Raw genomic sequence first — 13,861 nt, 5'->3', positions numbered from 1 at the left:
TGCCTTAGTGGAAGAATGCCAGTTTCACGACCCACAGCCCGGCGATCACCAGCACCGCCGGCTTCAGGTCGGCAAAACGGCCGGCCAGGATCTTGATCACGGCGTAGCTGATGAAGCCGAAGGCGATGCCGTCGGCGATGGAGAAGGTGAACGGCATCGCCACCGCGGTCATCACCGCCGGTGCCGATTCGGTCAGGTCGTCCCAGTCGATCTCGGCCAGGCCGCGCGTCATCAGCACCGCGACGTAGCACAGCGCCGGCGCGGTGGCGTAGGCCGGCACCGTCTTCGCCAGCGGCGAGATCCACAGGCAGGCGAGGAACAGGATCGCCACCACCAGCGCAGTCAGCCCGGTACGGCCGCCGACGGCGGTACCGGCTGCCGATTCAATATAGGCGGTGGTCGACGAAGTGCCCATCACCGCACCGGCGGTAATGGCGATTGAGTCGGCCATCAGCGCACGCTTCAGGCGCGGCAACTTGCCGTCCTTGTCCAGCAGGCCGGCACGGTGCGACACGCCGACCAGGGTGCCGGTGGTATCGAACAGGTCGACAAAGAAGAACACGAAGATCACGCCCAAGAGGCCGGCGGTCAGCGCACCATTCAGGTCCATCGCCATCAGCGTCGGCGCCATGCTCGGCACCGGCGCCACCACGCCCTCAAAGCTGGACAGGCCCAGCGCCACCGACAGCACCGTCACCGCCAGGATGCCGATGATGATGGAGCCGTGCACGCGGCGATATTCCAGCGCCACGATGATGAAGAAGCCGAGGATGGCGAGCAGCACTTTCGGGTCGTGCAGGTTGCCCAGCGTCACCAGCGTGGCCGGATGATCGGCCACCACGCCGGCATTCTTCAGTGCGATGATGGCGAGGAACAGGCCGACACCGGCGGAGATGGCGAACTTCAGCGACTGCGGAATGGCGTTGACGATCGCCTCGCGCACCTTGAACAGGCTCACCGCCAGGAACACGATGCCGGAGATGAATACCGCGCCCAGCGCCGCCTGCCACGGCACGCCCATGCCTTGCACCACGGTGAAGGTAAAGTAGGCGTTCAGGCCCATGCCCGGCGCCAGCGCGATCGGGTAGTTGGCGACCAGGCCCATGATGCCGGTGCCCAGCGCCGCCGCAAGGCAGGTGGCCACGAACACGGCATTGAAATCCATGCCGGTGAGCGACAGGATTGCCGGATTGACGATGACGATGTAGGCCATGGTCAGGAAGGTGGTAAAGCCGGCGATGACCTCCGTTCTCACGTCGGTGCCGTGCTCTTTCAGCTTGAAAAAGCTTTCCAGCAGCATTGTGTTATCCCTCAGATTACGCAGACAAGTTTCTGACAAAACGCGCGATTTTAACTGAAACGCCCGTTTCACGCTCGGCGAGATGCACTGCTGCGCGGCACTTAACCAACAATGCCCCTTGTGGTATCCTGAAATATTATTTCCGATCGTTGGCAGGAAGCCTCATGTCGCAAACAAACGGCACGATTTTCATCGTGGTCGCCCCGTCCGGAGCCGGCAAAACCTCGCTGGTCAGCGCGCTGCTGCAAGCTGAACCCAGTGTCGAACTCTCCGTGTCCTATACCACCCGCGCCCCGCGCACCGGTGAAGAAAACGGCAGGCACTACCATTTTAGCGATCGCGCCACGTTCGAAAACATGATCGCCGCCGGTGATTTCCTCGAATACGCCGAGGTCTACGGCAACTACTACGGCACCAGCAAGCGCTGGCTGCGCGAAAGGTTGGCCGCAGGCCGCGACATCCTGCTGGAGATCGACTGGCAGGGCGCGCGCCAGGTGCGCGAGGCATTCCCGGACGCGGTGTCGGTGTTCATCCTGCCGCCGTCGATCACGGAACTGGCAACCCGCCTGCGCGGCCGCGCCACCGACAGCGAGGAGGTCATCGCCCGCCGCCTGTCCGAAGCGCGCGCCGAGATCGACCAGGTCGCCGAGTACGACTACCTGATCGTCAACGACGATTTCGAACAGGCGCGACTGGACCTGATCAGCGTCATCCGCAGCCAGCGCTTGCGCGGCGAGCGGCAATGCCGTCACCATCAGGCAGCGATTGCCGCAATGCAGACGCCGGCCTGATACTTGCAGAGCCACCGCCACAACCCCATTATTTTTTGCATTACCTTCTCGGGAGACACCCTTCATGGCCCGCATTACCGTTGATGATTGCCTGGACCGCATCCATAACCGCTTTGACCTGACCCTGGCCGCCTCCTACCGCGCCCGCCAGGTTGCCTCCGGCGCCACCACCTTCGTGGACCAGGGCCGCAACAAGCCGACCGTGGTCGCGCTGCGTGAAATCGCCGCCGGCCACATCGGCCGCGAGATCCTGACCCGCAACAAGTCGTAAGCCGCAACATGAGCCAGGACAGCGCCGCCGAACACATCGACTACAACGTCCTCGTTAATACCGAGGCGGCAGCCCTGTTCGACGCGGCCAACCAGTACCTGCGCCCGGAGGACGTGCAACTGCTGCGGCAGGCGTTCGCCACCGCGCGCGAGGCGCACGAAGGCCAGACCCGCAAGAGCGGCGAGCCCTACATCACCCACCCGCTGGCGGTGGCGGCGATGCTCACCGACTGGCGCCTCGATGCGCAGGGCCTGGCCGCCGCGCTGATGCACGATGTGCTGGAAGACACCGGCGTCAGCAAGCCGACGCTGAGCGAGAAGTTCGGCCGCACCATCGCCGACCTGGTCGACGGCCTGTCCAAGCTGGAGCGGCTGGAATACCAGACCAAGGAATCGGCGCAGGCGGAGAACTTCCGCAAGATGGTGCTGGCAATGGCGCGCGACATCCGCGTCATCATCGTCAAGCTCGCCGACCGGCTGCACAATATGCGCACCCTGGACGCGATGCGCGAGGACAAGCGCCAGCGCATCGCGCTGGAAACGCTGGAAATCTACGCCCCGATCGCCAACCGCATCGGCCTGAACAAGGTCTATCGCGAGCTGCAGGACCTGGCGTTCAAACATTTGCACCCGCACCGCTACAGCGTGCTGTCCAAGGCGGTACGCGCCGCGCGCGGCAACCGCCGCGAAGTGGTCAACAAGATTTTGCAGGCCGTCACCCACAAGCTGGGCGAGGCCAATATCGAGGCCACCATCAAGGGCCGCGAGAAGAACCTGTACAGCATCTACAAGAAGATGCAGGAAAAGCACCTGTCGTTTTCCGAGGTGCTCGACATCTACGGCTTCCGCATCGTGGTCAAGGACAACGCCAGCTGCTACCTGACGCTGGGCGCGCTGCACAGCCTGTACAAGCCCATCCCCGGCAAGTTCAAGGACTACATCGCCATCCCCAAGGGCAACGGTTACCAGAGCCTGCACACCACCCTGTTCGGCCCTTACGGCACGCCGGTGGAAATGCAGATCCGTACCCAGGAGATGAACGCCGTCGCCGAGGCCGGCGTCGCCTCGCACTGGATGTACAAGTCCGGCGATGCCAGCATCGACGCCGCCAAGCAGCGCACCCACCAGTGGCTGCAGAGCATCCTCGACATGCAGGAAGAAAGCGAAGACGCGATCGAATTCCTGGAACACATCAAGATCGACCTGTTCCCGGACGAAGTCTACGTCTTCACGCCGAAGGGCAAGATCATGGTGCTGCCGCAAGGTTCCACCCCGGTCGACTTTGCCTACGCGGTGCATACCGACATCGGCCACCGCTGCATCGCCGGCCGCGTCAATTTCAACCTGGTACCGCTACGCACCGTGCTGCGCAACGGCGACACCGTCGAGATCATCACCTCTACCCAGGCCAAGCCCAACCCGTCGTGGCTCAATTTCGTGCAGAGCGGCCGCGCCCGCTCCGGCATCCGCAACTACCTGAAAACGCTGCAACAGAAGGACGCGGTGCAGCTGGGCGAAAAGCTGCTGCGCCAGGCGGCCAGCGCGCTGTCGCCGACGCCGCTGGACATCTCGCCGAAGCTGGAAGACAGCCTGCTGCACGCGCTGGGTGAACGCCAGCGCAGCTTCAACGACCTCTTGGCCGATATCGGCACCGGCAAACAGCTGGCGATCGTGATCGCGCGCAAGCTGTTCGAACTGTCCGGCGAACAGCTGGGGCAGACCCCGGACGTCGGCCCGGTCACCATCCGCGGCAACGAGGGCGGCGCGGTGCAACTGTCCAGCTGCTGCAACCCGATCCCGGGCGATGTCATCATCGGCGTGATCAGCAAGGGCCAGGGGCTGCTGGTGCACCGCAAGGGCTGTGGCAATGCCGCGCGCATCGACCCGGAAAAGCTGCTGGAAGTGAACTGGGAGCCGCAGAAGGACCGCATGTTCGGCGTCAACATCAGCGTGCTGGCGCACAACCAGCGCGGCGCGCTGGCCGAAATCGCCGCCGCCATCTCGCACGCCTCGGCCAATATCGAAACGGTCGACACCCAGGAAAACCATGGCGGCGACGGCTTCATCCACATCCACTTCCGCCTGCAGGTCGATAACCTGACCCATCTGGAAAACGTGCTGACCGCGATCCAGCAGGTCCCTGTCGTATTGCAGGCCGAACGACGCCAATAACCATGACCACGCTCATCATCAACGGCGAGACGCGCCAGTTTGACGAAATCGGCACGCTGGACACGCTGATCGACACCCTCGCCCTGCGCGGCAAGCGCATCGCCATCGAACACAATGGCGAAATCGTGCCGCGCAGCCAGCATGCGCACACCCGGCTGAGCGACGGCGACACGCTGGAAGTCGTCGTTGCCGTTGGTGGCGGCTAACCCAATCAAGGAGAAAGACACCGTGCAGGACGCTCTGACCATCGCAGGAAAATCCTATCAATCGCGACTACTGGTCGGCACCGGCAAATACCGGGATTTCCAGCAGACCGCCGACGCCCTGGATGCCTCCGGCTGCGAAATCGTCACCGTCGCCATCCGCCGCGTCAACCTGGGACAGACTGCCGGCGAGCCGAACCTGCTGGACTTTCTGCCGAAAAACCGGTATACACTGCTGCCCAACACGGCGGGCTGCTACTCGGCAGACGATGCCGTGCGCACGCTGCGCCTGGCGCGCGAACTGCTGGACGACCACAGACTGGTGAAGCTGGAAGTGCTGGGCGACCCGAACAATCTGTATCCCAATATGCGCGAAACCCTGAAAGCCGCAGAAACACTGGTGAAGGAAGGTTTCGACGTCATGGTGTACACCTCGGATGATCCGATTGCCGCACGCGAGCTGGAACAGATCGGCTGCTGCGCGATCATGCCGCTGGCCAGCCTGATCGGCTCCGGCATGGGCATCCTCAATCCGTGGAACCTGCAACTGATCATCGAACAGGCCTCGGTGCCTGTTCTGGTCGATGCCGGCGTCGGTACCGCATCCGATGCCGCCATCGGTATGGAATTAGGCTGTGATGGTGTGTTGATGAACACCGCCATTGCCGCAGCACAAGACCCCGTGCGTATGGCACGGGCAATGAAACTTGCTGTCGAAGCAGGCCGCGAAGCCCATCTGGCGGGCCGCATGCCTCGACGCTTTTATTCGGCGACTCCGTCTTCGCCACTCGAGGGGGTGATTTCTTCCCGCAAGGGATGATGCATTCAGGCACACAAATACCCTTTGCCCTGCATCAGGCTTTTACAAAAGCTACGACGTTGTTTACAATACTCATTTTCCTCGGGGCGGTTTTACGCCTCAAGCCAAGATTTTAAGGACCTTCGCTAAATGCCGAATATTCGCGTTAAAGAGAACGAGCCGTTCGAAGTTGCCATGCGTCGCTTCAAGCGCGCGATCGAAAAAACCGGTCTGCTGACCGAACTGCGTGCTCGTGAGTTCTACGAAAAGCCGACTGCAGAACGCAAGCGCAAGAAAGCGGCTGCCGTTAAGCGCCACTACAAGCGTATCCGCAGCCAGATGCTGCCACCGAAGCTGTACTAAGCTTCCCGGTTGTACGCATGAAGACCGCAGGCCTGTCCTGCGGTTTTGCCATTTATACGTTGGCCGCATGCGGCCAACGTTCTCCCCTCAAGTACGGACACGATCATGAGCCTGAAAGCACGCATCCAAGACGACATGAAATCGGCGATGAAAGCCCGCGAAACCGAACGCCTGGCCGCCATCCGCCTGCTGATGGCCGCGATCAAGCAAAAGGAAGTCGACGAGCGTATCGAGCTGGACGACGCCGCCATTACCAGCGTGGTCGACAAGATGCTGAAACAGCGCCGTGACTCGATCAGCCAGTACGAAGCCGCCCAGCGCCAGGACCTGGCCGACAAGGAAAAGGCGGAAATGGCAGTGCTGATGGCCTACCTGCCGCAGCAGCTGAGCGATGCCGAGATCGACACCATGATCGAAGGCGCCATCCTCAGCAGCGGCGCCGCCGGCATGCAGGACATAGGCAAGGTGATGGCGCTGCTGAAGCCGCACATGGCCGGCCGCGCCGACATGGCTGCTGTCTCCGCCCGCATCAAGGCAAAGCTGGCAGGCTGATCCCCGCCGGATGATCCCGCAGGATTTCATCGACCAGCTACTGTCCCGCGTCGACATCGTCGACGTGGTGGATCGTTACGTCCCGCTGAAAAAGGCCGGCCAGAACTATCTGGCCTGCTGCCCGTTCCATAAGGAAAAGTCGCCGTCCTTCACCGTCAGCCCCAGCAAGCAGTTCTACCACTGCTTCGGTTGCGGCGCGCACGGCTCCGCCATCGGCTTCGTGATGGAGTACCAGGGGCTGCCCTTTGTCGACGCGGTGAAGACGCTGGCCGAAGGCATCGGCCTGCCGGTGCCGGAAGAACGTGCGGCCAACCCCGAGGCCAGCCGCGCGGCGCGCGAGAAAAAGCTGTCGCTGGAGGGCGCGCTGGAACAGGCTGCCCGCTACTACAAGCAGCAGCTGAAACAGGCGCCGGTTGCCATCGACTACCTGAAGGGGCGCGGCCTGACCGGCGAAATCGCCGCCCGCTTTGCCCTGGGCTACGCCCCGGACAACCGGCAGAACCTCGCCAGCGTATTTCCCGAATACCTGAGCCCGGTACTGGCCGAGTGCGGCCTGGTCATCGATGCCGAGGACGGCGGCCGCCGCTACGACCGTTTCCGCGAACGGGTGATGTTCCCGATCCGCAACCAGCGTGGCGGCATCATCGGTTTCGGCGGCCGCATCCTGTCGAAAGACAAGGCGCCCAATGCGCCGAAGTACCTGAACTCGCCGGAAACGCCGCTGTTCGAGAAGGGCCGCGAGCTGTACGGCCTGTACGAGGCACGCCAGGCCATCCGCGACGCGAATGCGGTGCTGGTGGTGGAAGGCTATATGGACGTGGTGGCACTGGCACAGTACGGCGTGGCGTACGCGGTGGCCACCCTCGGCACTGCCACCACCGGCGAGCACGTGCGCAAGCTGCTGCGCCACGCCGACCACGTCTACTTTTGCTTCGACGGCGACAAGGCCGGGCAGAAGGCGGCGTGGCGGGCGCTGGAAAACAGCCTGCCGCAGCTGGTCGACGGCAAGGCGCTGCACTTCCTGTTCCCGCCGCAAGAGCACGACCCCGACAGCTACATCCGCGAATTCGGCCGCGAGGCCTTCGAAACCGCGCTGAAAGAGCAAAGCGTGCCGCTGTCGGCGTATTTCACGCAGGAGCTGACCGCCCGCGTCGACATGAGCACCCCGGAAGGGCGTGCCGATCTGGTCCGTCAGGCCAAGCCCCTGTTGGAACAGATTGCCGCCCCCACCTTGGGCTATATCATTAAGAAAAGGCTGGCCGAACTGGCCGGCATGGATGTCGACGAATTCGACATGCTCACCGGACACAGCCGTCCGGAGCGCAAGGGGCGTCGCGATTACCAGCTACCCGAACAGTCGAACCGCCCCGGCAGCAGCTCGATGGTGCGCAAGCAGATCAAGTGGCTATTGATGAACCCCGCGTGGGCGCACGATGTCCTGGTAAGTGACAATCGGCCCTACGAAAACGAGATGGCCACCCTGGTGGCCATCGTGGAAGCAATACAGGCCAGTGACAGCGAACTGACGACAGCACGACTGGCAGAATTTTTCCGGCACAGCCCACACGAGCTCACGATCGACTCCGTCCTGTCGGACACCATGCGCGAACCGGAAGAATTCTCCAACCCGGATCAGAACGACCGCGAAAACTTCCGGCTGGGCTTTATCCGCCTGACCGACCGTTACGACGACGACCTGATCTCCGGCCTGTCGGCCAAAGGCTACGAACACCTGAGCAGCGAGGAGTTGCAACTGCTGCGCACCCTGCTTGCCAGAAAGCTGGCGCCCTCCGGCGCGGCTCCCCGCAACGGGTGATACCGGGTTGTGATATAATCAATTGTTTTTTTCGGCTTTTTTTGAGCAGGAAACCAAATGGCGGCTTCTCCCGACATCAAGAAACAGAATAACGAACCGGCAACCGAGCCAATGAGCATCGAAGAGCAGCGCAAGCGGCTTCGCATGCTCATTGCCTTGGGCAAAGAGCGTGGCTATCTCACCTACGCCGAGATCAACGACCACCTGCCCGAGGACGTCTCCGACACCGAGCAGATCGAGAACATCGTCACCATGATCGGCGGCCTGGGCATCCAGGTCTATGACGAGGCACCGGACGCGGAAACCCTGCTGATGTCCGACTCGACGCCGGCGGTAGCCGATGAAGACGCGGTGGAAGAAGCGGAAGCCGCGCTGTCGTCCGTGGACGCCGAATTCGGCCGTACCACCGACCCGGTACGCATGTACATGCGCGAAATGGGTTCGGTCGAACTGCTGACGCGCGAGGGCGAAATCGTCATCGCCAAGCGCATCGAGGAAGGCCTGAAGAACATGATCCAGGCGATCTCGGCATGCCCGGGATCCGTCGCGCAGGTGCTGGCCCTGATCAGCAAGGTCGAAGCCGGCGAGATGCGCATCGACGAAATCATCGAAGGCATCATCGACCCGAACGCCGAAGAAGCCACCGAAGAAGTCCCGTTCGCCGAACCGGCCTCCGACGAGGAGCTGGACGAGGATGAAGAGGAAGAAAGCGAAGAGGACGAAGAAGCCAACCAGGCGCGCATCAACGAAGCCAATCTGGAAGAGTTGAAGCAGCAGGCACTGGCCCACTTTGCCGAAGTGCGCACCCTCTACGAGCAGCTGCTGAAGGCGCTGGCCAAGCACGGCTTTGGCAGCAAGCAGTACAACGAGGTGCAGGACGCGATTTCCGCGCAGTTCATGCTGGTGCGCTTCTCCACCCGCCAGATCGAAAGCCTGTGCGAGAGCCTGCGCAGCAGCGTCAACGACATCCGCAAGCTGGAGCGTGAAATCCTCGACATCTGCGTCAGCCGTGTGCGCATGGACCGCAAGCACTTCGTCAGCCAGTTCCCCGGCAACGAGTGCAACCCGGACTGGGTCGAGCGCGAAATCGCGGCCGGCAAGCCGTGGTCCGACGTGCTGTCGCGCTTCAAGTACGCGATCATCGAGAAACAGGGCAAGATTGCCGAGCTGCAGACGCTGTCGATGCTGACCATCAACGAGCTGAAGGAAATCAATCGCCAGATGTCGTCCGGCGAGACCAAGGCTCGCCTGGCCAAGCGCGAGATGATCGAGGCCAACCTGCGTCTGGTGATCTCCATCGCCAAGAAGTACACCAACCGCGGCCTGCAGTTCCTCGACCTGATCCAGGAAGGCAACATCGGCCTGATGAAGGCGGTGGACAAGTTCGAATACCGTCGCGGCTACAAGTTCTCCACCTACGCCACCTGGTGGATCCGTCAGGCGATTACCCGCTCCATCGCCGACCAGGCACGCACCATCCGCATTCCGGTGCACATGATCGAAACCATCAACAAGATGAACCGCATCAGCCGTCAGATCCTGCAGGAAACCGGTCGCGAACCGGACCCGGCCGAACTGGCGGAAAAGATGGAAATGCCGGAAGACAAGATCCGCAAGATCATGAAGATTTCCAAAGAGCCGATCTCGATGGAAACCCCGATCGGCGACGATGACGACTCCCACCTAGGCGACTTCATCGAGGATTCGGTGACCGTGGCACCGGCGGAAGCGGCGATGTACTCCAGCCTGCGCGACGCGACCAAGGAAGTGCTGGACTCGCTGACCCCGCGTGAAGCCAAGGTCCTGCGCATGCGCTTCGGCATCGACATGAATACCGACCACACGCTGGAAGAAGTCGGCAAGCAGTTCGACGTCACCCGCGAGCGGATTCGCCAGATCGAAGCCAAGGCACTGCGCAAGCTGCGTCACCCGACCCGTTCCGAGCGCCTGCGCAGCTTCCTCGACAACGAGCCGGGCAACCAGTAAGCCAATATCCTGCTATAATGGCCGCCGTTTGGGCCTCTAGCTCATGCTTGGTTAGAGCAGCGGACTTACGCTGTGCCGTCCTGCGGTTCGCAAGAATACGGATGGTACAAATATGGGTTGCCTTGGGGTAAGTTCACTCTGCCCCGTGGTAGAACTGCTCAAATTCGGGGAAACCTCTGTTGCGCAAGCGGCGTGGCAATCCCGAGCGAAGCTCTCGTCAGGGAGAACGTGTAGAGACTGTACGGGCAGGTCGTAAAGACAAGAGACAGTCCAGACCACAAACCTGAAAGGGGTGGCGAAAGCCATAGCTGGTAAGCATAATCCGTTGGTGCCGGGTTCGACTCCCGGGGGGCCCACCAAAATCAGAGCCGCCGCGTGATCCCTCACGCGGCGGCTTTTCATTTGCGGCCAACGTTGGCCGCAAACCGTACAGAAACCGGCACCGGCATCACCGGTTTGCGGCCAGCACGGCAGACTCAGCCCTGCTCATACCAATGCCGGCTACGGTTGACAACGGCGACCACCGACAGCATCACCGGCACCTCGATCAGCACACCCACCACCGTGGCCAGCGCCGCGCCGCTCTCGAAGCCGAACAGCGCGATGGCGGTGGCCACCGCCAGCTCGAAGAAATTGCTGGCACCGATCAGCGCCGACGGGCCGGCCACGCAGTGCGCCACTTTCAGCTGCTTGTTCAGCCAGTAGGCCAGCATCGAGTTGAAGTACACCTGGATCAGGATCGGCACCGCCAGCAGCGCGATCACCAGCGGCTGGGCGATGATCTGCGGCCCCTGAAAAGCGAACAGCAGCACCAGTGTCAGCAGCAGCGCCGCCAGCGACAGCGGGCCGATCTTCGTCATCACTGCGGCCAACCTTGGCTCGCCGCCCTGCGCCAGCAACACGCGGCGCAGCAGCTGGCTGATGACGACCGGTACCACGATGAACAACAGCACCGACACCGCCAGCGTGTCCCACGGCACACTGATGCTGGACAGCCCCAGCAGCAGCCCGACGATGGGGGCGAAGGCGAACAGCATGATCAGGTCGTTGATCGCCACCTGGCTGAGGGTGAACTTGGCATCGCCACGGCACAGCCCGCTCCACACGAACACCATCGCCGTGCACGGCGCCGCCGCCAGCAGGATCAGGCCGGCGATGTAGCTGTCGATCTGCGCCGCCGGCAGGTACGGGGCAAACAAGTGACGGATAAAGATCCAGCCCAGCAACGCCATCGAGAACGGTTTCACCAGCCAGTTGATCGCCAGCGTCACGCCGATGCCGCGCGCGTGGCGCATCACCTCGCCCATGGCGGCGAAATCCACCTTCACCAGCATCGGGATGATCATCAGCCAGATCAGCACCGCCACCGGCAGGTTGACCTCGGCCACTTTCAGGCCGCCCAGTGCCTGGAAGGCATCCGGTGCCAGCTGGCCAGCGCCGATGCCGACCACGATGCAGCCCAGCACCCACCAGGTCAGATTGCGCTCGAAGCTGCCGATGCCGCCCTGCGGCGCCGGCTGCGCGATGGTTTGTGTCTGGCTCATTGCTGACCGATCTCCGCCAGTTGCTGCTTCAGCGCCAGCGCATCCAGCTTGTCCACCGGTAGCGACATGAACAGCTCGACGCGCCGCTTGAGGATCATGAACGCCTTGGCGAATGCCGCCATCGCCTCTTCGTCGTTGCTGCCGACGCCAGCCGGATCGTCCACACCCCAGTGTGCGCGCATCGGGTGGCCGGGCCACACCGGGCAGGCCTCGCCGGCGGCGCTGCCGCAGACGGTGAACACAAAATCCATCTGCGGCGCATCCGGCTGCGCAAACTCGTCCCAGCTCTTGCTGCGGTAGCCGGCTGAGTCCAGCCCGTGCTTCTGCAGCGTCTTGAGCGCGTAGGGGTTGACCTCGCCAGCAGGCCGGCTGCCGGCGCTGTAGCCCCGGAAGCGGCCGTGGCCAAGATGGTTGACCAGCGCTTCGCCGAGGATGCTGCGCGCCGAGTTGCCGGTGCACAGCACCAGTACGTTGTAGACCTTGTCAGTCACGGGACTTCCTTTCCCTGGAAACAATGGCTTCGATGTTCCTGCGGCCGATCAGCAGGCCGGAGGGGTGTTTCTTTTCTGCGGCGGGTACGGCAGGCGCCGGCTCACAGTGCGGCGGCCCGCCGCACTCGGCCACTGCCTGCCCCTGGCAGCAGTTTTCGGTGAGATAGCCCAGCAGGCCGTTCATGGCGGCGAAGTTGGCGGCATAGATCACGAAGCGGCCATCCTGACGGCCCTCGATCAGCGCCGCGTTGGACAGTTCTTTCAGATGGAAGGACAGCGTGGCCGGCGCGCAGCCCAGCGCCTCGGCCAGCTCGCCGGCGGCGCGACCGGCGGGGCCGGCCTCCACCAGCTGGCGGAACACCGCGAGGCGGGTCTCCTGCGCCAGCGCGGCCAGCATCCTGACGGCAGATTTCGTTTCCATATTTTGACAATCGTTGAAATATTGAATTGATTATCGCCAAGGCTGCGACGAAACACAAGTGGCGAAGGAGGCAACTCGGGGAAGTAAGTGGCAGCACGACAACACAGGCGCCGCGTGCCGGGCTGGCGTGAAATGGCGGAATGAACCGGCACAAGGTTGGCCGCAAGGCCTGCGGCCAACCTTGTCTTAGAACCTGTTCAAGGTCTTTACGCCGCCTGCGGCAGCGGCGGTGCCGCCGGCTTAGGCCTGGCGACGATATGCCCGGACAGCAGGCTGGCGCTGGCGATCAGCGCACCGCCTATCCACTCCTGCAGCTGCATGCGCTCGCCGGCGAGCAGGTAGGCGGAGATGGCGGCGAACAGCAGCTCCATCAGCATCAGCGTCATCACCTGCGTCGCCGGCAGGATGGACAGCCCGTGCATGGAGATGATGCTGGTGGCCAGCAGCGTGACGCCCAGCACCAGCACGATCAGCAGCACCTCGCCGTGCAGCAGCATAAGTTCCGCACCCAGCTGGCCTTGCCACAGCAGCGAGGCCAGGCCGCAGATGGCCACGCCCAGCCATACCATCGCCGACTTCAGCGCCACCGGCAGCGCGTGCGCCTTCTTGGACAGCACGTTGCCCAGCGCGAAGCTGATGCCGCCGGACAGCGCCAGCCAGTCGGCGCGGCTGGAGAAGAAGTCGCCGCTGAACAGCCCCGGCCGGTACAGGATCACCATCATGCCGCCCAGCGACATGGCGATCACCAGCCAGCCGATGCGGCTCAGGCGCTCGTGCAGCAGCAACCAGGAGAACAGCGCGCTCCACAACGGCGACAGATAGAACAGCAGCAGCACGCGCATCACCTGCCCTTCCGACACCGCCCAGGTGTAGCTGAAGTTGCACCAGCCATAGAGCAGCGCCAGCGGCAGCAGGACGAACTCGAAGCGCGCCTCGCGGCGGAATACCTCGCGGAACAGCACCACACCCAGCGCGGCGGCGACCAGGTACACCGTCAGCGAGGTGGCGGCGGTGGAAAAACCGGCCTCGTGCAGCGCGCGAAACGGGAACCACATCAGCCCCCACACCAGGGCCGTGGTCAGTGCACAGCTCACCGCCAGCAGCTTTTGTTTTGCCAGATTCATAGTCTTTTCTTACACTTGTCGTTTTGTTG

Annotated in this window: 14 protein-coding genes; 9 read left to right on the top strand and 5 right to left on the bottom strand. The window is 62.9% G+C overall.

Annotation, left to right across the window (positions count from 1 at the left end; all coding sequences use genetic code 11):
• Nucleotides 1-4: 4 nt before the first annotated feature.
• Nucleotides 5-1,300 (bottom strand): NCS2 family permease, encoded by a 1,296-nt coding sequence (locus tag IE083_RS04870; RefSeq protein WP_189352506.1) that lies wholly within the window; start codon nt 1,298-1,300, stop codon nt 5-7.
• 164 nt (nt 1,301-1,464) lie between these two features.
• Between IE083_RS04870 and gmk the strand changes: the two genes are divergently transcribed.
• The 9 genes from gmk to rpoD all read left to right on the top strand — a co-directional run bounded on the left by gmk (nt 1,465) and on the right by rpoD (nt 10,252).
• A complete protein-coding gene (gene gmk / locus IE083_RS04865) occupies nt 1,465-2,091 on the top strand; it encodes a guanylate kinase (RefSeq protein WP_189352505.1) in 627 nt (208 codons plus the stop codon).
• Nucleotides 2,092-2,155: 64 nt separating this feature from the next.
• Nucleotides 2,156-2,362 (top strand): DNA-directed RNA polymerase subunit omega, encoded by a 207-nt coding sequence (gene rpoZ, locus IE083_RS04860; protein WP_189352504.1) that lies wholly within the window; start codon nt 2,156-2,158, stop codon nt 2,360-2,362.
• Nucleotides 2,363-2,370: 8 nt separating this feature from the next.
• Nucleotides 2,371-4,533, top strand: coding sequence for a RelA/SpoT family protein (locus tag IE083_RS04855; protein ID WP_189352503.1), 2,163 nt, complete (start codon nt 2,371-2,373; stop codon nt 4,531-4,533).
• A gap of 2 nt (nt 4,534-4,535) precedes the next feature.
• Nucleotides 4,536-4,739, top strand: a complete 204-nt coding sequence (gene thiS, locus IE083_RS04850) for a sulfur carrier protein ThiS (protein ID WP_189352502.1) — start codon at nt 4,536-4,538, stop codon at nt 4,737-4,739.
• Between the two features lie 22 nt (nt 4,740-4,761).
• The gene (locus IE083_RS04845; RefSeq protein WP_189352578.1) at nt 4,762-5,556 is read left to right on the top strand and encodes a thiazole synthase; all 795 of its coding nucleotides are present in this window, start codon (nt 4,762-4,764) and stop codon (nt 5,554-5,556) included.
• Nucleotides 5,557-5,685: 129 nt separating this feature from the next.
• On the top strand, nt 5,686-5,898 hold the full coding sequence (gene rpsU, locus IE083_RS04840) for a 30S ribosomal protein S21 (protein WP_047967786.1): 213 nt from the start codon (nt 5,686-5,688) through the stop codon (nt 5,896-5,898).
• 105 nt (nt 5,899-6,003) lie between these two features.
• The gene (locus IE083_RS04835) at nt 6,004-6,450 is read left to right on the top strand and encodes a GatB/YqeY domain-containing protein (RefSeq protein WP_189352501.1); all 447 of its coding nucleotides are present in this window, start codon (nt 6,004-6,006) and stop codon (nt 6,448-6,450) included.
• A 10-nt stretch (nt 6,451-6,460) separates the two neighbouring features.
• Nucleotides 6,461-8,266 (top strand): DNA primase, encoded by a 1,806-nt coding sequence (gene dnaG, locus IE083_RS04830; protein ID WP_189352500.1) that lies wholly within the window; start codon nt 6,461-6,463, stop codon nt 8,264-8,266.
• 57 nt (nt 8,267-8,323) lie between these two features.
• Entirely contained in the window at nt 8,324-10,252 is a 1,929-nt protein-coding gene (rpoD, locus tag IE083_RS04825; protein WP_189352499.1) for an RNA polymerase sigma factor RpoD, read from the top strand.
• A 476-nt stretch (nt 10,253-10,728) separates the two neighbouring features.
• Here the strand turns inward: rpoD and arsB are convergent, their stop codons facing one another.
• The 4 genes from arsB to IE083_RS04805 form a co-directional block, all read right to left on the bottom strand.
• Complete coding sequence (arsB, locus tag IE083_RS04820) at nt 10,729-11,796, bottom strand: ACR3 family arsenite efflux transporter (protein WP_189352498.1); 1,068 nt, start codon at nt 11,794-11,796, stop codon at nt 10,729-10,731.
• A complete protein-coding gene (locus IE083_RS04815; RefSeq protein ID WP_189352497.1) occupies nt 11,793-12,287 on the bottom strand; it encodes an arsenate reductase ArsC in 495 nt (164 codons plus the stop codon). The genes arsB and IE083_RS04815 overlap by 4 nt, the downstream gene beginning before the upstream one ends.
• Complete coding sequence (locus IE083_RS04810; RefSeq protein ID WP_189352496.1) at nt 12,280-12,708, bottom strand: ArsR/SmtB family transcription factor; 429 nt, start codon at nt 12,706-12,708, stop codon at nt 12,280-12,282. Before IE083_RS04810 ends, IE083_RS04815 begins: the two co-directional genes overlap by 8 nt.
• A 206-nt stretch (nt 12,709-12,914) precedes the next feature.
• Complete coding sequence (locus tag IE083_RS04805) at nt 12,915-13,832, bottom strand: DMT family transporter (protein ID WP_189352495.1); 918 nt, start codon at nt 13,830-13,832, stop codon at nt 12,915-12,917.
• Nucleotides 13,833-13,861: the final 29 nt, after the last annotated feature.

This window comes from Vogesella fluminis (assembly GCF_014652335.1).
Taxonomy (GTDB): Bacteria; Pseudomonadota; Gammaproteobacteria; order Burkholderiales; family Chromobacteriaceae; genus Vogesella; species Vogesella fluminis.
Note: the sequence above shows the minus strand (reverse complement) of the source record. Positions and strands in the feature narration are given on the sequence as shown.